The organism is Colwellia sp. Bg11-28, assembly GCF_002836245.1.
GTDB lineage: Bacteria > Pseudomonadota > Gammaproteobacteria > Enterobacterales > Alteromonadaceae > Colwellia > Colwellia psychrerythraea_A.
Map to the genome: position 1 here is coordinate 715,963 of NZ_PJBA01000018.1, position 20,833 is coordinate 736,795.

A 20,833-nucleotide genomic window follows, 5' to 3' on the forward strand; every position below is an offset into this window, starting at 1 on the left:
CTTTGTCGGTTATTTCCCTTTGCGATAAACAAATTTAATTGGATTAATTTGTTTATTATTTCTTAATATTTCATAGTGAACATGCGGGCCTGTTGAGCGGCCAGTACTGCCCATACGCGCAATATTTTGCCCTTTATTTACAACATCACCAACATTTACCAGTAAATCTTTATTATGACCATAGCGAGTAGTTAATCCCCCACCGTGGTTTATTTCAATGAGTTGCCCATAGCCGTAGCGTTTACTTGCCCAAGTAACTACGCCTGAAGCAGTCGCAATAATAGCGGTATTTTCTTTCCCAGCAAAATCAACGCCTTTGTGCATTGTAGGTTTACCATTAAATGGGTCTTTACGTACGCCATAATATGAAGATAACCAGCCTTTAGTTATCGGTCTACCTGATAAGTAGCCATTATTTTGTATATGGTGACCAAAAGTCAAAGATTCAAGCATTAGAAGCTGTTTTTCTTCATAATTTATCTCACTTTCAAAACGCTCAATTTCAATAAAGAGTTGTTCTAGTGTTTTATCATTCACTAAAAAAGTATTCGAAGCTGGCCCACCGCTAACGGGGAGCTGGTTGAAGTTAAATTCTTTTTCAGGAATGCTAGCATCATCAGCCAAACGATCACCCAAAGCATTTAAACGTAATACTTGGCTTTGTAATTCAGCTAATTTAATTGTTAGTGCGGTAATTTGTTGATCTTTCACCTGAATCGGAGCTAGATGATTTTGAGATAAAACTTGGTACTTATCGCCATTAGGTTGTGATTTATTACTGGCAATCAGATGAACAATTAACCCAGAAATTAGTGCAAAGGCACATACCGCTGACAACCAATGCAATTTAGTAAGCCGCATTGAAAATCGGACGTTCTTTCCTCGGTATAGTAGTGTTAAACTCATAGGTATCTATTTCGGTTAATTTATTCAATAAGCATTATTATTGAATTTTGCTAATTTTTGGTGACAACAATGGCTAGAAAATCAAAAGTCCCTATTAATATGTCAGCGCTATTGCAAACAACGACTGGCACTTTGGCACATATTCAGACAAAAACCAACTCTTTGACCATCTTAGCGGACATTGTACGGCAAATTTGCCCTGATTTGCCAGCAGATGCTTGGCATATTGCAAATTGCCGAAAAGATACTCTAATTATAGAAGTGAAGTCTCCTGTTTGGGGACAAAGATTACAGTTTGAACGCAATACTATTTGTAATGCATTAACGAGTAGCACTGAAGGTAACTTTCATAAAATAGAAATTAAAGTCAATCCACAGGGCTTTCGTCAGCAACGCCACGAAGTTACCGAAAAAACACGCACTGATCTTTTACAATCAGTACCTGTAAGATCTCCCCAAAGTAATACTGTTGTTAACGAGAAAACCGCTAAGCAATTTTTAGAGATCGCAAAAAATGCCCCTAAAGGCTTAAAAGAAAAATTAGAGAAATTAGCACGGGTTGCAGGAAGAAAGTAAGCTGGGCAACAAATTAAAATATGCGAACACTCTACCCTAAAGGGTTATATACCCGCTCCACCTGAAGATGCTCGTTTCAGGAAGTCTGAGCGATTCATAATTAAGGCACATTTTTTTATTAAGGGTTATTCCCTTAAAAAGAAATGTAACGCAGAGTATGATTTGCCCAGCCTTCCCCAAGGGGCTGGTTTAGAAACGTTTTATGCTACCTTATTGATTTCGACAAGGGAACAACCATTCTCTTCAATCAATACCTTGCCTAAAAGGCGTTTCTAATTCCAGCTGAATCATGCCTCTTCAAGTGGAACGGGTATAGATCAATGTCCGCATTTCGTGAAGCGTGGAAGATTTAAAATGCAGTGGCGTTAACTTCTTGATATTCTATCGGTGAAGTTTTATCACCTTCATAGGTTACCCATTCCCAGGAATCAGTCCGTTTAAAGACTTCTCTAAGCAACAGATTATTTAAACCATGGCCTGATTTAAAAGCGTTTAATTCACCCAAAATACTGGCACTGCCCATATAAAGATCACCAATAGCATCAAGTATTTTATGCTTTACAAATTCATCATCATAACGCAATTCATTTTTATTAAGCATTCTATAATTATCAAGTACTATGGCATTTTCTAAACTGCCACCCAACGCCAAATTATGAGAGCGTAAGAACTCAATGTCTTTCATAAAACCAAAGGTTCTAGCACGACTAATTTCTTTAATAAAAGAACAACTAGAAAAGTCCATACTCATGGTTTGACAAGTTTTCTCAATAACGGGGTGTTCAAATTCAATAGAAAAATTGACCCTAAAACCTTCATAAGGCAATAACTCTGCCCATTTATCGCCTTCTTCAACACGAATAGGTTTCTTAATACGCAAAAAGCGTTTTGGCGCATTTAATGTCTCAATACCTACCGATTGAATTAAGTAAACAAAAGGTAAGGCACTACCATCCATAATAGGAATTTCAGCTGAATCCACATCAATAATTAAATTATCGATGCCTAAGCCTGCAACAGCTGAAAGTAAATGCTCAACTGTTGAAACCTTAACTTGCTGTTCATTAACTAAACAGGTACATAACGTTGTTTCGCCCACAGCTTCTGGTGACGCTTTGATATCAACCACAGGGTCAAGATCAACACGACGGAAAACAATACCGGTGTTTGCTGGCGCAGGACGGAGAGTAACCTGCACTTTTTCACCTTTATGTAAACCAACACCTACTGTTGAAACACTCGTTTTTAATGTACGTTGCTTAATCATATCAGCCTCGCTTACTTTGCTTTTTATTGGTTAATAAATGCAATTGCTTTTATAAATATTTTACTTAGCGCGAGGCCAAATAAAGTCATTTACATGCAGCATTTTATCCCATTATTAAAATGAACTACCTACTCCCTATTAAATCTAAGCATGGATTTAGGAATAAAAGTAGCTAAGCTCTTTTCAGGGCGCATAATATATCAAAAAAAAGCGCTAAAATCAAAAATACCAATAACAGTTAAACTTAATTCAGATCTAATACCTAGAGAATTAATCCGCTTGCTTACGTAAAAAAGCAGGAATATCTAAATAAGTATCCAAGTCGGTTGCTGCTGCTTTCTGCGCATTGCTATCAGTCATAGCTATTGCTTCAGTCGCTAAATTTGCCTGTGGTGCAGCTGGTGTATAATCCCCACCGACAACTTTTGCTTCAGCCATTGGCATAGGATTTACTAACGTAATGTCAGGCTTACTTTCAGCGCCAATACCCGTAGCAACAACAGTCACACGAAGCTCATCTGTCATATCCATATCAATAACAGCACCAACAACAACAGTCGCATTTTCAGAAGCGAAAGCTTTGACGGCATTACCAACAGTTTCAAACTCATCGATACTAATATCCATACCTGCGGTAATATTAACTAAGATACCGCGTGCACCAGCTAAATCGACATCCTCTAATAAAGGACTTGAAATAGCAGCATCAGCAGCTTCTTGTGCTCTATCATCGCCAGAAGCAGTACCAGAACCCATCATGGCAGTACCCATCTCAGACATAACGGTACGTACATCGGCAAAATCGACATTTATCAAACCAGGACGAGTAATTAATTCTGCAATACCCTGCACTGCGCCAAGTAGCACGTTATTTGCTGCTTTAAAGGCATCTAATAAGCTTGTTCCAGGGCCAAGTACTTTCAGTAACTTTTCGTTAGGAATAGTAATAAGTGAATCAACACTTTTAGATAAAAACTCAATACCTTGATCGGCATAGTTCATTCGTTTTTTACCTTCAAATGGGAACGGTTTGGTTACAACAGCAACCGTTAAAATCCCCATTTCTTTTGCAATTTCAGCAACTACAGGCGCCGCACCAGTACCGGTCCCCCCCCCCATACCAGCTGCGATAAATATCATATCGGCACCTTGCAAGGCTTGCTTAATAGTTTCTCGATCTTCTTCAGCTGCACAACGGCCAATTTCAGGGTTTGCGCCAGCGCCTAACCCTTTAGTGACATCAGCGCCAAGTTGTAAAGTGACATCTGCAGAAGAATTACGTAACGCTTGCGAGTCAGTGTTTGCTGTAACAAACTCTACACCTTCAATCGTTTGTGAAACCATGTGTTCAACGGCATTACCACCACCGCCACCAACGCCGATAACTTTAATTATCGCTTCTTCGCTATGGTCTTCCATTAATTCAAACATTTTTCTCTCTCCGTTTTACTTACAATAACTTAAAATATTTAATAAACTGTTGTTATTTGTTACTTTAATTAACAACAATTCGAGATAACTGTTATTTCCATGTAACAGCTCACCACACAATTTTTTTAAAACTCGCCCTTAAACCAGGCGTGTATTCTTGACCAAAAGTCACTAACACTTTCTCGTTTTTTCGCCGAACTATTCACTTCACTCGTCGCCTGCATACCATAATGTAGAAGGCCAACAACTGTGGAGTAAGTAGGATCGTTTACATACTCTTTTAATCCTTGTACTGATAACGGATTAGCTATACGAACTGGCATTTGGAAAATTTCTTCGGCAAATTCAAGTACGCCTTCCATTTTCGCCGTACCACCTGTTAGTACATAACCGGCAGCAATTTGATCTTCTAGACCAGACTCTCTAATTTCGTCTTGAATTAACTCGAATAACTCTTGATACCTAGGTTCAACCACTTCAGATAAGGTATGACGCGACATTGAACGAGCAGGACGACCACCAACACTTGGCACATCAATACTTTCTTCCATGCTAACTAATTGTTTTAAAGCACAGGCGTACTGCACCTTAATATCTTCAGCATGACTTAGTGGTGTTCTAAATATTTTAGAAATATCACTAGTTACCTGATTGCCTGCTACAGGTATTACCGCGGTATGTCGTAAAGTGCCACCAGTAAAGACTGAGATATCCATTGTGCCTGCACCCATATCAACAACACACACACCTAATTCTTTTTCATCATCCGTTAACACTGCATAGCTTGAAGCTAATGCAGAAAAAATCAATTGATCTGCGGTCAAATCACAGCGTTCGACACATTTAACTAAATTTTTAGCCATGTCATTGGCACAAGTAACGATATGAACTTTAGCTTCCATACGTACACCAGACATACCTATCGGACTTTTAATACCGTCTTGACAATCAATGCTGTATTCCTGCGGAAGGACATGCAGCATACGGCGTTCGGCTGAAATAGGTACTGAACGCGCGGTATGAATGACATTATCGACATCTTCTTGAATAACTTCTTTGTCATTAATTGGCACCATGCCATTTTCATTTTGGCAACTAATATGCTTTCCTGAAATGCCTAAATAGATTGAGCTTATTTGGCAATCAGCCATCAATTCAGCTTCATTAATGGCGCGTTGTATTGCTTGAATAACTAAATTCAAGTCGTTAACACCGCCTTTATCCATACCACGAGCAGGTTGATTACCAACACCAATAATACTCAATTGGTTGTCTGGCGTAATCTCTCCTACTGCGACAGATATTTTGGAGGTGCCTATATCAAGGCCAACCACTAATTTTCTTTCTGCTGCTTTAGACATTTAACTTAAACTCTTAACTAATTATGTTAATTTAGGGTGATTTTTATTGTTATTTTTTTGCAATTTAATTTGTGTCTTATGTTGGGTAATACTATCTACAGTTTTCCAACCAACAGCCAATCCCGTATCATACCGCAAATCGATGTAATCAACCGCCTGATTTTGCTGTTTTTCTGTAATTTTTTTTGCCTTTAGCTGTGCTTTAATTATTGGATAAACATCCATAAACCGTTGAATACGTTCAACTCGCTCTTCACGGCCTAAATTTAAGGTCACGCCATCATCCAACGTTAGCTGCCAAGAAAAGCGTTCACTCAGTACTAACTCATCAATTTTTAGTGCTTTATAGTCAAGTAATGCATTGAGATCTCTATAGTTTTCTAAAGCTAACAACTCGCTTCCTTCAGGACCAAAAAAGTTAGGAAGGTAATGATTAATACGTTCAATATCAGCCTGAAACACTTGACCAAGTTGATTGATCAAAAAGTCGCCATTCCATAGTGCTATCGGATTTTGGTCAACCACATATATTTTCAATTCATTAGGCCACTGCTTTCTTACGGCGACTGAGTAAACCCAAGGTAAAGTCAGTACATAACTTTGTACTTCATTAACATCAACTTGAAAGAAATTCCCCATATCAACCTGATCTATCGCATTAATAATATCGCTACGCTTGCTGTAAGGCATTTCTCCAGAGACTACGATTGAAGTTACCGGTGCACTTTCTTGTCCAATAAAATGTTGAGTAAGCCAATAACTGACAGTTATTAGGCTAAACAGCACGACAATAAAAAACACCAAACCCAAACCAAAAGACAAAGTGCTGTCTTGGCCTAGTTGTGCTGTTTTTTTACTATTGTCTTGCTGTTTTTTCGTCATAGTCGTTTATTACTCTTTGACACTAAGCTGTAAAATTTGAGTTACTAACTCACTAAAGTTCAAACCGAAGACTTTTGCTGCTTTTGGCACGAGTGACGTTTCTGTCATCCCTGGTACAGTATTGACTTCTAATATCTGCCATTCGCCAGTTTTATTTCGCATGATATCAACCCGTCCCCAACCCAGAGCACCCGTTGCATTAAATGCTTTCATTGACAAAGATTTTATTTCATTCTCATCACGTTCATTTAAACCACAGGGGCAGTGATATTGTGTACTTGTAGATTGATACTTTGCCTCATAATCATAAAATTCACGTGGCGTTTCCATGTGAATAGCGGGTAAAGCCTTATCTCCTAAAATGGTAACGGTATATTCTGGACCATCAATCCATGCTTCAAGTAAGACTTGGGTGTCAAAACCAAACGCTTCAATTAACGCGTTACGCAATTGTGCGATGGTTTTTGCTTGTGCCATACCAATACTTGAACCTTCATTAGCTGGTTTGACCATCACTCGACCGCCTAAATCAGCGAGAATTTTTTCTAATGATAACGTTGAAAATTCAGCTTTATTAACTACGGTAAAAGGTGCTGTTGGTATGCCGCACGCTTTAAAAATTTGTTTGCTTCTTACTTTATCCATTGAGAGCGAGGAACCTAAAACATTCGAGCCCGTATAAGGAATGTCTAAATACTCAAGTGCACCTTGCAAACAACCATCCTCTCCACCTCTACCATGTAAAGCAATGAAAACTCTGTCTATTTTTTTACTCACTAAATCAGTTAACGGCACTACTTTAGTATCGATTAACACAACATTAAAACCAGCTTCTTCTAAACCTTTGGCAATAGCTTGTCCTGAATTGAGTGAAACTTCACGTTCTGCTGAATTTCCACCATAAAGCACAGCAATATTCTCTTGCTTGAGCAATGCTAGTGAGCTATCCAGTGCCTTAACCATTATTTGTCACCCTTAACTTCAGATTGAGCATCAGGCTGAACTGAACAACTAGTATGCAACAAACTATGATCAGCTAAGTTGCGAGCAACTGCACCAATACTCCCGGCTCCTTGTGTAATAACCATATCGTTATCTTGCAACTGAGTTGCTAATAATTGCGGCAGTTTATCTACATCACTGACATAAACAGGCTCTATTTGACCACGTAGACGAATTGACCGTGCTAAGCTTTTGCTATCAGCAGACGAGATTGGTGTTTCTCCTGCAGCATAAACATCAAGCAAGAATAGACAGTCAACTTCTGACAATACCTCAACAAAATCTTCATATAAATCACGGGTTCGAGAATAACGATGTGGTTGAAAAACCATAACTAAACGTTTATCTGGCCAACCTTGACGCATAGCTAGGATTGTCGCTTTCACTTCACTCGGATGATGACCGTAATCATCAACCAAAACCATATCACCAGCAGCGGTACTAAAATCAGTTAGTTTTTCAAAGCGTCTACCTATACCTTCAAATTCGGTTAATGCTTTACAAATTGCTTCATCATTAACACCCTCATCTTTGGCAACGGCTACACCAGCCAAAGCATTTAAAACATTATGCTGACCAGGTAAATTTACACTCATGTCTAGCGGCTCTTGTCCTTCAACCTCTACGGTGAAATGACTAACGGCACCATTTTGTTGGTAATTTACTGCTCTCACATCCGCATCTTTAGAAAAACCATAGGTGATCACTTGGCGACTAATGCGTGGTAATAGTTCACGGACAACTGGGTTATCAATACAAACAACCGCTAAGCCATAAAAGGGCAAGTTATGTAAAAACTCTATGTAGGTATCTTTAAGTTTTTCAAAGTCACCTTGATATGTTTCCATATGGTCGGCATCGATATTGGTAATAACCGAAACCATAGGTTGTAAATGTAAAAACGATGCATCACTTTCATCGGCCTCTGCAACCAAGTAGCGACTGCTACCTAATCTTGCATTAGTACCTGCACTATTAAGTAAGCCACCAATCACAAACGTTGGATCTAATTTACCCTGTGCAAAAATACTGGCAATCAAACTGGTTGTAGTTGTTTTTCCATGCGTACCCGCAATAGCAATGCCGTGACGAAAACGCATTAATTCAGCTAGCATTTCTGCGCGTCTAACCACAGGAATACGTAATTCTTTTGCCTTAACGAGTTCAGGGTTTTCACTATTTATCGCAGTTGATACTACTATTACGCTGGCTTGAACCACATTTTCTGCTTGGTGGCCAATGACAATGGTCGCCCCTAGAGCTCTCAAGCGTTTAACCACTTGATTTTCACCAATATCTGAACCCGAAATTTGATAACCTTCATTAAGCAATACCTCAGCAATACCGCCCATACCAGCGCCACCTATGCCAACAAAATGGATACGTTTTACCCGGCGCATTTCAGGTACCTGAGCTGCAGTTGAGTTGTTGCTATTAATTGAGCTATTACTTACGTGAGTTTGCTTAATCATATTTTCTCTTCATTATTTCTAAGTTTTGCGCCATTCGATATTGAAAGCTGTTGGCATAATTTTGCTACTTTCTGACTTGCATCACTAGTTGCAGCACTCAAAGAAGCTTTAGCCATGTCAGCTAAAGTTTGAGGCTGATCAAACAGCTCGATTATTAACGACGTGATACTCTCATTATTTAGTTCTGCCTGTGGCAATAACTTTGCTGCATCTCGCTTGACGAGGTACAACGCATTTTTTGTTTGATGATCATCTACTGCATGCGGTAGTGGTACAAAAATGGCTGGTGTTGCTGCCATGGCTAATTCTGAAACGGTTAGCGCTCCCGCACGACAAATCACTATATCAGCCCACTGATATGCAGCAGCAATATCAGTAATAAATTCGGTAACTCTCACTTTTCCAGTATCAATATATTCCTGTTTATAAGATGCGGTGACTTGTGCTTGGTTATTGTCGCCCGTTTGGTGCCATATACAATATTTCTCATCACTTTCTGATAAATCCTTAAAGCTATCCGGCATCACCTTATTTAAGACTTGAGCGCCTAAACTACCACCTACCACGAGAATATTTTTACTACCTTCGTGGCTTTGATCTATATTTTCTGAAACCACTGCTTGCTGACCGATTGACGCGCGTAAAGGATTACCAACCACTTCAACGTCAATTCCGCTAACAAATGCATTAGGAAAGGCGCAGCATACTTTATTGGCGATACGCGCTAACAAGCGATTACTTAATCCGGCAGCAGCATTTTGTTCATGAACGATTAGCGGTATTTTACTTAGCCAAGCGGCCAAACCACCCGGAGCACTTGCATAGCCACCCATGCCTATAACAACATCAGGTTTCACTGTTTTAATCACGCGTCTCGCTTGAAAAAGCGACCTTAACAATTTAAAAGGCATAACAAGCGTTGTTAATAGATTTTTACCACGCAGACCACTTATATTGATAAACGAAATATCATAACCATGCATAGGTACAATTTGAGCTTCCATACGATCGGCAGTTCCCAACCAATGGATTTTCCATCCTTGCGCTTTCAGCTCATCGGCGACCGCAATACCAGGGAATATATGTCCACCGGTGCCACCAGCCATGACTAACAAAGTTTTTGCTAAATCTTTATTACCTTGGCCATGATTAGCGCTCATTATTTATCACCATTTTGCTTAGTTATACTCTTAAGCTCTTTCTTAGTAGCTCTTTTTGAGCTAGTAGCCTGAATACTCTGTAAACGAATTTCATGGTCAATACGTATTAAAAGAACCAGCGCTAAAGTCATGATTATCATCGAGCTACCACCATAACTAATCAGTGGCATGGTCAATCCTTTCGTTGGCACAATACCTGCACTTGCGCCAATGTTTACTGCTGCTTGAAAACACATCCAAATACCGATGGAGTACGCTAAAAACCCTTCAAAGTATTTTTCTTTAGCCAGTGCATAACGCCCTAAAATAAGTGCTTTGTAAACCAAAGTCATACTCAGTAGTAGCACTACACTGATACCGACAAAGCCGAATTCTTCAGCCAAAACAGCCATAACAAAATCGGTATGCGCTTCTGGTAAGTACTCTAATTTTTGTATGCTATTACCTAAGCCCTGACCTAATACTTCACCACGACCATAAGCCATTAATGATTGGGTTAACTGATAACCACTGCCAAACGGGTCTTGCCATGGGTCTAAAAAGCTAGTCACTCGTCGCCAGCGATAGGGTTCAAAATAAGCCAACATTCCCAATGATGTTGCGCCAACTAACGCCATAGCGATAAATTGCCATAACTTAGCACCCGCTAAAAATAACAAACCGAACGTGGTGACAAACATTACGATAACTGTACCTAAATCAGGCTGTAATAATAACAATGCCGCCATAACACCAAATACAATTAACGGTTTAATAAAACCTTTTAGGTTCTCCATTACTTGTTCACGGCGACGTACTAAATAGGCAGATAAATAACAAAAGAAAAACAATTTAGCTGGCTCTGCTGCTTGCACTGTAATTGGGCCAAGCACGATCCAACGTGTTGAACCGTTTACTGAACGACCTATGAGCAACACAGTAACCAGCAAGACAATGGCAAAACCTAATAAGTAACTACTATTTTTATGCCACCAAGACATGGGGATTTGTAAGGCAACCCCTGCAACAGCAAGGCTTAATCCAATATAGATACCGTGGCGAATAACAAAATGGAATGGATTATTAAATAAGCGTTCCGCTACCGGTATAGACGAAGAGGCGACCATGACTAGTCCAACCATATACATGGTCAATCCCAACACGATAAAGCTTCGATCAAAGGCATTTGCACCATATTGATTTGAGCCTGCCATTAGGCGATTAATCCACTCTGGTAGTGGTGGTACAGGCACTTGTGATAGAGTTTTTGTTATTGCCTGAGTTGTCTCTAAAGACATTGTTCTGGCTAAGGTCATGGTTTTTTCTAACGACATGAGTCCTCCTTAGCTTGTACTGCTGCAATGAATTGCTCGCCGCGTACTTGATAATTTTTGAACATATCAATACTGGCGCACGCTGGTGAAAGTAAGACCATGTCACCTGGTTTGGCTATCTGCTTAGCTTGCTCTACTGCTTCCCTAAGGGTATTAACTTGAATAGCATCACTCACTAAACTAGCAATCTCAGCGCCGTCCTTACCTAAAGTAATCAGCTGATTTACATCACAATTTAATATTGTTGTTAGCGCTGAAAAATCAGCACCTTTGCCATCACCGCCAGCAATAAGAATTAACTTATTTTGGCCTGTAAGCGTCGGGACTAAACCAGTAATAGCGGCGAGTGTTGCACCAACATTTGTCGCCTTAGAATCATTAATCCATTGAATGTAATCTTCACTCGCTACGCGCTGGCAACGGTGAGCTAACCCCATAAATCCGGCAAGGTTTTCTGTCATAGCTGATAATGACCAACCAGCGCTATAACCAAGCGCTAAAGCTGCCATATAATTGAGCGCATTATGCATACCGGCAAGAGGTAATTCATCAATTGAAATTAAAGCTTGTTCACCAAACATCATTACCATTTTATTATCAATAGCTTGCAGACCAAAACAGTCTTGCTCTGGTTTATTTAAACCAAAAGAAATTATTTCTTGAGCGGCAACTAAAGTATTTGATGCTTGATCTTCTCGACTCACCACGGCAATTTTTGCTTGTGGATAAATACTTTGTTTAATAGCCTGGTAATTCGCTAAGGTCTTATGCCTGTCAAGGTGATCATCACTTAAATTAAGCACACTCGCAGCAATAGCATGCATACTGGATAACGTTTCTAGTTGGAAACTCGAAAGCTCGACAATGACAATGTCTGGTTGATTAGCAAGCTGAGAGTTATAGACATTTTCTCGATGAAGTAGATTAAGTATTGGCTCTCCGATGTTACCTGCCAAGGCAGCATTAACTCCGATAGCTTTTGCTAGAGAAGCTAATAGTGACACTACGGTAGACTTGCCATTTGAGCCAGTGACTGCCAACATTTTCATCGGGGAGATGCGGCTATTGTTAACTAGGCAAAATAATTCAACGTCACCGATAACCAGACAGTTTTCTGGGATAAGTGCTGTAATTCCTTCACTGACTAAATCAATACCTGGACTGGCAATAATTATATCAGCACTAGAAATTAAACCTTGTTGCCATTGACCGAAAACAAATTTTGCCTTTGGATAATCATTCTCGTATTGAGTTTGTTCATCCGTATTTGCAAAAGGCATAGGTCGTGAATCATTAACAGCAAATGACAAATCTTGTGCGTGCAAAAAACGTAGGCATGACAAACCTGTCATTCCAGCTCCTAGCACGACAATATTTTTATCTTTAAACGCTGTTAACCAAGTCATAACTTATTTAAATTTACCTTATTTAGTTTATCGATCTTTCTTAAAATATTATTTAGCGTAACTTCAATGTGGCTAAACCAATCAGCACTAATATCAATGAGATAATCCAGAAGCGAACAATAACTCGCGGCTCTGGCCAACCTTTTAATTCATAATGGTGATGAATTGGTGCCATACGGAAAATACGCTGACCACGCATTTTATAGGAACCAACCTGTAAAATGACCGAGACGGTTTCCATAACAAAAACACCGCCCATAATAAATAAAACTAACTCTTGGCGAACAAGTATCGCAATTACGCCAAGTGCAGCACCTAAGGCCAGTGAGCCTACATCGCCCATAAAAACTTGTGCTGGATAGGTGTTAAACCATAAGAACCCTAGTCCTGCACCGACAATGGCAGTACAGACAATAACTAGTTCACTTGTTAAGGCGATATGTGGGATATTCAAATAAGCAGAAAAGTTCACATGACCTGTAACATAGGCAAATAAAGCAAACGCTCCTGCGACCATAATGGTAGGTACAATAGCTAAGCCATCAAGACCATCGGTTAAGTTAACCGCATTTGAGGTGCCGACAATAACGAAATAGCTCATCACCACATAAAAAATGCCTAACTGCGGTAACAATTCTTTCACAAAAGGAACTAATAGCGCCGTTTCATTTGGGCCTTGTGCAATAAAATATAAAAATAGCGCCGTGCTTAAACCGATGACGGTTTGCCAAAAGTATTTCCAACGAGCTATTAGACCGTTCGCATCTTTACGAATAACTTTACGATAATCATCTACAAAACCAACAATGCCAAAGCTCACTATTACAAATATCACCACCCAAACATAAATATTGCTTAAATCGGCCCAGAGTAAAACACTAATCACAATAGACGCGAGTATTAACAGACCACCCATGGTGGGCGTACCTGATTTAGATAAATGACTTTCAGGACCATCATCTCTTACCGTTTGACCTATTTGCATTTTTTGCAAATAACGAATAAGTTTGGGACCAAAATACAATGATATAAACAACGCGGTTAGCGTGCTGATAATGGCGCGAAATGTTAAATAAGAGAAAACATTAAACGCTGAATAAAATTGAGTTAAATACTCACCTAACCACAATAACATTAAGCTTTACCTTCTGTACTTTGCTGTTCATTAACTTGAAATTTACTAGCTACATTTTTTTGGCTAGTACTTTGTTCTTGATTCATAGCTTGCTCGGCATTCATTTGTTCAAACCAATCAATAATTTCTGTCACTACATGCTCCATGTGCGCACTTCGAGAGCCTTTAACTAAAATAGCAATATCTTGCTGACCAACAGACAATTGTTGATTCAACATGGTAAATAAATGAGTCATCAAATCAGCTCTTTGATTGAAATGCTGACTTTGATCATTTCTGTGATTGTCTTTGGCAAAAGCATCACTGGCACTTTGACTTAACACACCTAACGACAAGAGAGTATTTAACTGTAAGTGCTTAGCAAATTCACCAACTTCTTGATGATAACTACGCGCTTCACTGCCTAGCTCGCCCATGTCACCTAGAATAAGTAATTGCTTACCTGGATAGCTTGATAATAATTGCGCTGCCGCTTTTGCTGATTCAAGATTTGCGTTATAGCTATCATCAATCAGTTTTACGTTGCAGCCCGTTTTTTTATTTTCTAATTGATGTAAATTTAGTCGACCTTTTACTGGCTGCATTTGGGCTAAACCTAACTGAATGTCCTCAAGACTGGCACCAAATTCTAACGCAATAGCAGCCGCGGCAACCGCATTACAAACATTATGTTTACCTGGTACCGTTAAAGTCATAACACAAGAACCTTGCTCGCTTTGCAAGGTAAAGCTGGCACAGCCATTTTTGTCTAAGCTGACCTTTTCGCTATAACAATTGGCTTTATTAACACAAGAAAAGGTACGAACCGTTTTATCCGTTAAACGCCATTGCCATTTGCTGGTGTACTTGGTGTCTTTGTTATAGAGAGCAACACCATTTTCACCAAGCCCTGAAAATATTTCACCTTTTGCCCGAGCTACGCCACATAAATCGCCAAAACCTTCTAGGTGCGCTGCAGCAATATTATTAATCACGGCAACATCTGGCTGAGTTAACGCTGTGGTATAAGCAATTTCGCCCATATGATTAGCACCCATTTCAATAACAGCAAAATCATGGCTGTTATCTAAGCGAAGTAATGTTAATGGCACGCCAATATCATTATTGAAATTACCATTCGTTGCTAAGACCTTACCTAAACGAGATAATATGGCCGCAACCATTTCTTTAACCGTTGTTTTTCCGCTACTACCGGTAATGCCCACCGTTTTTGGTGCGACTTCTTTTTTAACAAAAGCAGCAATTTTACCTAGCGCTATTCGCGTATCACTCACGATTAATTGCGCGGTATCCGTCACTGCGCTCAAATGATGATCAACGATGAGTAATTGACAGCCTTGTTTGATAACTTGCTCTGCAAAGCGGTGGCCATCAAAATTAGGTCCTTTAAGAGCAAGGAAAGCAGAACACTTGTCAGAATGCTCATTGATAGCACGACTATCAATAACTAAATCGTCGATAACTAATTCATCAAGGCTTAACGCTGTTTGTATTGCTGGAACAATGAGTTCGCCATCAGTAACTTTAACTAAAGTAGTTAGTGAAATAGTAATCATAAGTTTGCCTCATCAGACAATACGGCCAAACCAGCGTGCTTTTGATAAAAATTTTTCACGACTAAACGTTCGTTGTAAGCTAATTTCTGGGTACCAACGATTCCGCCCTGTTCATCATGCTTAGCCACAATGACGTAATCTTCGTGGCCTTTACCTGCCAACAGTACTATATCGCCAGATTTTGCTTTATTCAGAGTTTTCAATACCGCTTGTTCTCTTTCTAAAATAATCGATATTTGCTCTGCATCTGGACAGGTAAAACCGGCAACAATATCATTTGCTATCAACTGGGCATCTTCACTACGCGGGTTATCATTAGTAACGACCAAATGGTCAGCATATTTTTCTGCCGCTTGTGCCATTAAGGGCCTTTTACCTTTATCTCTATCACCGCCACAGCCAAACACAACATAAAGCTCACCTGCACAATGTTGACGACAGGCTTGCAGCGCTTTTTCCAACGCATCAGGCGTGTGAGCATAATCGACCACGGCAGTTGCTAAATTTTTAGCACTGGTTGCTTCCATTCGCCCTGCGATGGCGCTCACCTGAGAAACTAAATGAGGAAGTTCGCTTAATGGTATGCCTTGGATAAGCAGCACACTGATGGCCGCCAATAGATTATCAATATTAAAGTCGCCCAATAATGGACTGGTTATATCGATATCGCCTAAATGACTTGCTAAAGTAAAAGAGACACCATGACTATGACGATTTGTACCTTTAGCCGTTACAAAGTATTTATGGGCGGTTATAGTTTTTTCACGGCCATATAACCAAAGGGTTTGTTGCTTCGGCCAATTCTCTAGCCATTCTTTTGCTTGTTGATCATCAAAGTTCACTACCGCAACTTGGTTACAATCGGCACTGAAAATTTGCTTTTTCGCCTCACCATAACTTGCCATTGAACCATGGTAATCAAGATGGTCTCGGCTTAAATTAGTAAAGATCGCTATGTCGAATAAGTCTGCTTGCACACGTTTTTGTGATAACGCATGAGAAGATACTTCCATCGCTACGTAGCTAAATTGTTCATCGCTAAAACGATTAAACAATTGGTGTAACTCACAAGCACCGGGGGTAGTATTATCTATAGGGTATAAATCATCGATACTACCTGCACCATTAGTACCAATAACAGCACACGTTTTTTGGTAAGCACTAAGCATTTGAGCTAATAACTGACTGGTGGTAGTTTTACCATTAGTGCCGGTAATGCCCACTAGCGTCATATTATCTTGCGGCGCTTGATAGTAATTTTTTGTTAGGGTAAATAAATGCTGGTTAAGTTGATAGAACTTAACAATCGCTACCGTGTTATCGCTTGACGCAAAAGTAACATCACCATGCTCGGTAATATTCTCGCACTCAGCAACTACTAGCTTAGCCCCCTGTTTTATTGCTTGCTCAATATATTGGCGACCGTCTTGATCATGACCAATAATAGCGCAGAAAATGTCACCATCAACAATCGCTCGACTATCGTTGTGAAGATCACCGCAAAAGCCCATTAAATTAATTGAGCTAGGTAGCTCAATGGAAAATCCAGTCAAACAAGTAAACATATTTTGGCTAGCAGGTTTAGGCATGATGCTCTCCTGCTACTGGTTTTTGTGCTGGATGTGTGAGCTTGATATGCTTACTGGCTGTTCTTGATTTTTGTGCATCCGGAGCAACATTAAGAACACGTAAAGCACCTTTCATCACCCGTGAAAATACCGGTGCGGCGACTTCGCCACCATGATAAAGGTCACCACTTGGTTCGTTAATGACCACAACGACAACTATTTCAGGATTAGAAATAGGTGCAATACCGGCAAATAAAGCAACGTAATCATTACCATAACCACCAGCAACAGCTTTAATTGAGGTGCCAGTTTTACCACCGACACGATAACCATCAATTTTTGCTTTTGGTACATGTTCGTCTACCACAGCTTCAAGCATATGAGTAATAGCAAGACTATTCTTGGCAGAAAAAATTCTTTCTTGATCTTCTGGGTCAGTCGTTTTATCACTGCTTTTAACAATAGTTAATTTACGTTTTATTCCACCATTAGCCAGAGCCATGTAAAAACGTGTTAATTGCGCAGGAGTAATAGCAAGTCCCGCGCCCCAAGAGAGGGTCGCTAATTCGAACTTAGACCAACGGCTTCGATCATGCATCATGCCAACGCTCTCACCAACTAGGTTAGTGCCCGTATCATCAGCAAAACCCGCATCAAAAAATTTAGTTAATAAATAATCCTTTGGCACAGAGAGCGCCAATTTAGTGGTACCCATATTTGATGAAGTGACCAAAATTTCTTCAATTGATAACTTACCACGGTTAATAGGATCGCTTACTCGACGTCCGCCTAAACGCATCCAACCAGGGCTGGTATTTATAATAGAATTAGCTTTAGCGGAACCAAACTCTAACGCCGTTAACGCAGTGAGTGGTTTCATGGTAGATCCAGGCTCGTAGATATCAGTAATGGCGCGATTTCTAAAGCGATGAATTGCTGTGTTACGACGGTTATTTGGATTATACGATGGGCTATTCGTCATGGCCAATATCTCACCGGTATGGATATTTGCTACCACTACTGAGCCAGAAGTCGCTTTAAATGCCTGCACAGCACCTTTAAGTTCTTTATAAGCAATCGCTTGAATACGTTGGTCGATACTTAAAGTAATATCTTGCGCTTGTTCTGGCTCTTCAACAGAAATAATTTCAATTTTTCGCCCTTTGGCATCTTTTCTAAAGCGTTTAGCGCCACCTGTCCCCGTGAGTAAGTCATCATACATGCGCTCGATGCCTTCAATGCCTTTATCATCCACATTGGTGAAACCAATAAGGTGAGCACTAATTTCACCGGTAGGGTAAAAACGCTTTGATTCCTTACGTAAATGTATTCCTGGGATTTTTAATTCTTTGATGTAACTCGCCATAGCTGGTGAAATTTTACGTTCGAGATAAATAAAACGTTTACGTGGGTTTTTAACTACACGAGCGATCAATTTATTTATATCTTGATCGAGTACATCTGCGAGGGCTTGCCAATGTTTGGTCATAGCGATGGCATTATTATCCATAATAATCTTAGGATCAGCCCAAACAGTTTCAACCGGTACACTAATAGCGAGTTCAGCACCATTTCGGTCAACAATAGAGCCGCGTTGAACCGTATTAGCGGCAACGCGTAAAGAGCGTAAGTCGCCTTGTTTTTTCAGCATTTCAGGTTCAATAATTTGGATATAAGCGGTTCGCGCCATCAAACTGATGTAAATAAGAGCAACAACAGCCAGCACTAAATAATAACGCCATGGGGCGGTATTTAGTGGGTTATTGTTTTTGGCTGCTTTTTTATTCACACCGCTCCATATATATTATTGTTTTGCTGTTGCCTAACTTATGCTTGGCTTATATCTAACTCAAATTCAGCTAAAGTTTTTCTATCTTTGTTAACTATTAACTTATACTTTTAAGAAACTTGAACCCACATTCTGTTTTTATTCCAAGGTGACAATCACTTCCGAATTCCCATTCGGACGTTTCATATCCAATAAGTTTTTTGCTTTACTCTCAATTGCGCTGTGCTCAGCCAAACTACTTTGTTCTAATAATAAATTGCGCCATTCAATATTTAAGTCATCTTTTTGTGACAATAAGACTTCAAGTTCACTGGTTGTCTGTCTATTAATATGACTGTAATAGATCACAGAAAACGAAGACATCACGACAAACAACAACAAAATATAAGTAACGCTATAACGGACAATATCTTGCCAAATATCAAAAACTAAGGCACGCGCAGCCATAACTAATCAGTGTTTCTTTCTAAACGCTCTGCAACACGTAATACTGAACTGCGAGAGCGAACATTTTCTTCAACTTCCGTTTGACTTGGTTTTAACCTACGCCCAACTAAAGAAAGTTTTTTGCCCTTATTTAATTCAATTTCACTTATAGGTAAGCCACGTGGAACTTTTTTACCTTGGGAATGTTTTTTCATAAACTGTTTAACTAAACGATCTTCAAGTGAATGAAAACTAATAACAACAAGACGTCCGCCTTCTGATAGCACGTCAAGAGAAGCAACAAGGGCTTTCTCTATTTGATCCAATTCACTATTAATATACATACGAATAGCTTGAAAGCTTCGTGTTGCTGGATGCTTTTTTATTTCTCTTTGAGGAGCAGTAGTTTTAATGAGTTTTGCTAATTGACTTGTTCTAGTTAACGGTGTTTCTTCTCGAGTATCAACAATAGCATTGGCTATTCGCCATGCATGTTTTTCTTCACCAAAAGTACGTAAAACCCAAGTGATGTCCTCAACATCGGCAACCGCTAGCCATTCTGCTGCTGTCTGGCCTTTACTGGTATCCATACGCATATCGAGTGGACCATCTTTCATGAAGCTAAAACCGCGTTCAGCTTCGTCAAGTTGAGGAGAAGATACGCCAAGATCAAGCAAAATACCGTCAACCTTACCAGTTAACTCGTGCTTTTCTGCAATTTCGGCCAAAGCAGCAAAGCCTTGGTGCTCAATCAAAAAGCGCTTATCATCTTTGAACTTTTCAGCGGCGGTAATTGCTGTAGGATCACGATCAATGGCGATTAAACGTCCATTGTCTGATAACTTAGAAAGAATGACTGAAGAGTGACCGCCGCGACCGAAAGTACAATCGATATAACAACCGTCATCGGTTATAGCTAAGCCATCAACGGCTTCATTGAGCAACACTGAGATATGAGTGGTGTCTAGTTCCATGTTATATTTTTATAACCCTTGTTAACGCATTTATTTTAAAAAAGTGACTTTGGTAAAAACTAAAGTGATAAATCTAGTAGGCGTTCAGTCAATTCAATTTCACCCGATTGTATTTTGCTAATGCCCTGAAGCATTTGCGATTGCCATGCTGTGTCATGCCAAATTTCAAATTTTTTCAATTGACCAACAAGCATGACATTTTTTTCTAAACTTGCATGCTGTCTTAAAGGACCGTTTATTAATAGTCTGCCGTTTTTATCCATCTCGCAATCACTAGCATTACCTAAAATAACTTGCTGCAATAAACGCTCTTGCGGGTTCATGCTTGATAGATTGCACAGCTTTAATTCAATTTCTTCCCATTCGGGTAGCGGATAAAGTAATAAACACGGATGTTGAATATCAACCGTACAGACCATTTTTCCTTGGCAATCAGCAAATAGCTCTTCACGATACTTAGTAGGTATCGTGATCCTATTTTTGCTGTCAAGCGTAATTGCGCTAGTGCCTCTAAACATATCTGTTGTTACTTCACTCTTTTGAACAATAAATAAACAAGTGATTGATAATGTGATTCCATGATCCACATTTCTCCACATTTCTCCACTT

The 20,833-nt window shown here is 39.6% G+C and carries 18 protein-coding genes; 1 reads left to right on the forward strand and 17 read right to left on the reverse strand.

All coding sequences use genetic code 11. The annotated features are described in order from the left end of the window. Positions 1 to 9 precede the first annotated feature (9 nt). A complete protein-coding gene (locus CXF79_RS20325; protein WP_101157515.1) occupies positions 10 to 906 on the reverse strand; it encodes a M23 family metallopeptidase in 897 nt (298 codons plus the stop codon). Positions 907 to 975: 69 nt separating this feature from the next. Between CXF79_RS20325 and CXF79_RS20330 the strand changes: the two genes are divergently transcribed. After that, a complete protein-coding gene (locus CXF79_RS20330) occupies positions 976 to 1,482 on the forward strand; it encodes a DUF721 domain-containing protein (RefSeq protein ID WP_101157517.1) in 507 nt (168 codons plus the stop codon). A 349-nt stretch (positions 1,483 to 1,831) separates the two neighbouring features. Here CXF79_RS20330 and lpxC read toward each other — a convergent pair whose 3' ends face one another. The 16 genes from lpxC to mraZ form a co-directional block, all read right to left on the reverse strand. Then, on the reverse strand, positions 1,832 to 2,749 hold the full coding sequence (gene lpxC, locus CXF79_RS20340; RefSeq protein WP_011045186.1) for a UDP-3-O-acyl-N-acetylglucosamine deacetylase: 918 nt from the start codon (positions 2,747 to 2,749) through the stop codon (positions 1,832 to 1,834). Between the two features lie 270 nt (positions 2,750 to 3,019). Next, complete coding sequence (gene ftsZ, locus CXF79_RS20345) at positions 3,020 to 4,180, reverse strand: cell division protein FtsZ (RefSeq protein ID WP_011045188.1); 1,161 nt, start codon at positions 4,178 to 4,180, stop codon at positions 3,020 to 3,022. A gap of 125 nt (positions 4,181 to 4,305) precedes the next feature. After that, a complete protein-coding gene (gene ftsA, locus CXF79_RS20350; protein ID WP_101157520.1) occupies positions 4,306 to 5,541 on the reverse strand; it encodes a cell division protein FtsA in 1,236 nt (411 codons plus the stop codon). Between the two features lie 21 nt (positions 5,542 to 5,562). After that, positions 5,563 to 6,423, reverse strand: a complete 861-nt coding sequence (locus CXF79_RS20355) for a cell division protein FtsQ/DivIB (RefSeq protein WP_101157522.1) — start codon at positions 6,421 to 6,423, stop codon at positions 5,563 to 5,565. A 9-nt stretch (positions 6,424 to 6,432) separates the two neighbouring features. After that, entirely contained in the window at positions 6,433 to 7,386 is a 954-nt protein-coding gene (locus CXF79_RS20360) for a D-alanine--D-alanine ligase (protein ID WP_101157524.1), read from the reverse strand. Beyond that, a complete protein-coding gene (gene murC / locus CXF79_RS20365) occupies positions 7,386 to 8,897 on the reverse strand; it encodes a UDP-N-acetylmuramate--L-alanine ligase (RefSeq protein WP_101157527.1) in 1,512 nt (503 codons plus the stop codon). The genes CXF79_RS20360 and murC overlap by 1 nt, the downstream gene beginning before the upstream one ends. Beyond that, complete coding sequence (gene murG, locus CXF79_RS20370) at positions 8,894 to 10,057, reverse strand: undecaprenyldiphospho-muramoylpentapeptide beta-N-acetylglucosaminyltransferase (protein WP_101157529.1); 1,164 nt, start codon at positions 10,055 to 10,057, stop codon at positions 8,894 to 8,896. Before murG ends, murC begins: the two co-directional genes overlap by 4 nt. Further along, positions 10,057 to 11,370 (reverse strand): cell division protein FtsW, encoded by a 1,314-nt coding sequence (ftsW, locus tag CXF79_RS20375; RefSeq protein ID WP_011045195.1) that lies wholly within the window; start codon positions 11,368 to 11,370, stop codon positions 10,057 to 10,059. The genes murG and ftsW overlap by 1 nt, the downstream gene beginning before the upstream one ends. Continuing rightward, the gene (murD, locus tag CXF79_RS20380) at positions 11,361 to 12,776 is read right to left on the reverse strand and encodes a UDP-N-acetylmuramoyl-L-alanine--D-glutamate ligase (RefSeq protein ID WP_101157531.1); all 1,416 of its coding nucleotides are present in this window, start codon (positions 12,774 to 12,776) and stop codon (positions 11,361 to 11,363) included. The genes ftsW and murD overlap by 10 nt, the downstream gene beginning before the upstream one ends. A gap of 52 nt (positions 12,777 to 12,828) precedes the next feature. Continuing rightward, positions 12,829 to 13,911 (reverse strand): phospho-N-acetylmuramoyl-pentapeptide-transferase, encoded by a 1,083-nt coding sequence (mraY, locus tag CXF79_RS20385; RefSeq protein ID WP_101157533.1) that lies wholly within the window; start codon positions 13,909 to 13,911, stop codon positions 12,829 to 12,831. Continuing rightward, entirely contained in the window at positions 13,911 to 15,467 is a 1,557-nt protein-coding gene (locus CXF79_RS20390; protein ID WP_101157535.1) for a UDP-N-acetylmuramoyl-tripeptide--D-alanyl-D-alanine ligase, read from the reverse strand. Before CXF79_RS20390 ends, mraY begins: the two co-directional genes overlap by 1 nt. Beyond that, positions 15,464 to 17,056, reverse strand: coding sequence for a UDP-N-acetylmuramoyl-L-alanyl-D-glutamate--2,6-diaminopimelate ligase (locus CXF79_RS20395; protein ID WP_101157537.1), 1,593 nt, complete (start codon positions 17,054 to 17,056; stop codon positions 15,464 to 15,466). The genes CXF79_RS20390 and CXF79_RS20395 overlap by 4 nt, the downstream gene beginning before the upstream one ends. Beyond that, positions 17,049 to 18,824: a peptidoglycan glycosyltransferase FtsI gene (locus tag CXF79_RS20400; protein WP_011045200.1), complete on the reverse strand. Its 1,776-nt coding sequence runs from the start codon at positions 18,822 to 18,824 to the stop codon at positions 17,049 to 17,051. Before CXF79_RS20400 ends, CXF79_RS20395 begins: the two co-directional genes overlap by 8 nt. Before the next feature lie 138 nt (positions 18,825 to 18,962). Continuing rightward, a complete protein-coding gene (gene ftsL / locus CXF79_RS20405) occupies positions 18,963 to 19,271 on the reverse strand; it encodes a cell division protein FtsL (protein WP_011045201.1) in 309 nt (102 codons plus the stop codon). Between the two features lie 2 nt (positions 19,272 to 19,273). Continuing rightward, positions 19,274 to 20,224 carry a 16S rRNA (cytosine(1402)-N(4))-methyltransferase RsmH gene (rsmH, locus tag CXF79_RS20410; RefSeq protein ID WP_101157539.1) on the reverse strand — a complete coding sequence of 317 codons (951 nt, stop codon included), beginning with the start codon at positions 20,222 to 20,224 and terminating at the stop codon, positions 19,274 to 19,276. A gap of 59 nt (positions 20,225 to 20,283) precedes the next feature. Next, positions 20,284 to 20,742 (reverse strand): division/cell wall cluster transcriptional repressor MraZ, encoded by a 459-nt coding sequence (gene mraZ, locus CXF79_RS20415; protein WP_011045203.1) that lies wholly within the window; start codon positions 20,740 to 20,742, stop codon positions 20,284 to 20,286. Between the last annotated feature and the right edge of the window lie 91 nt (positions 20,743 to 20,833).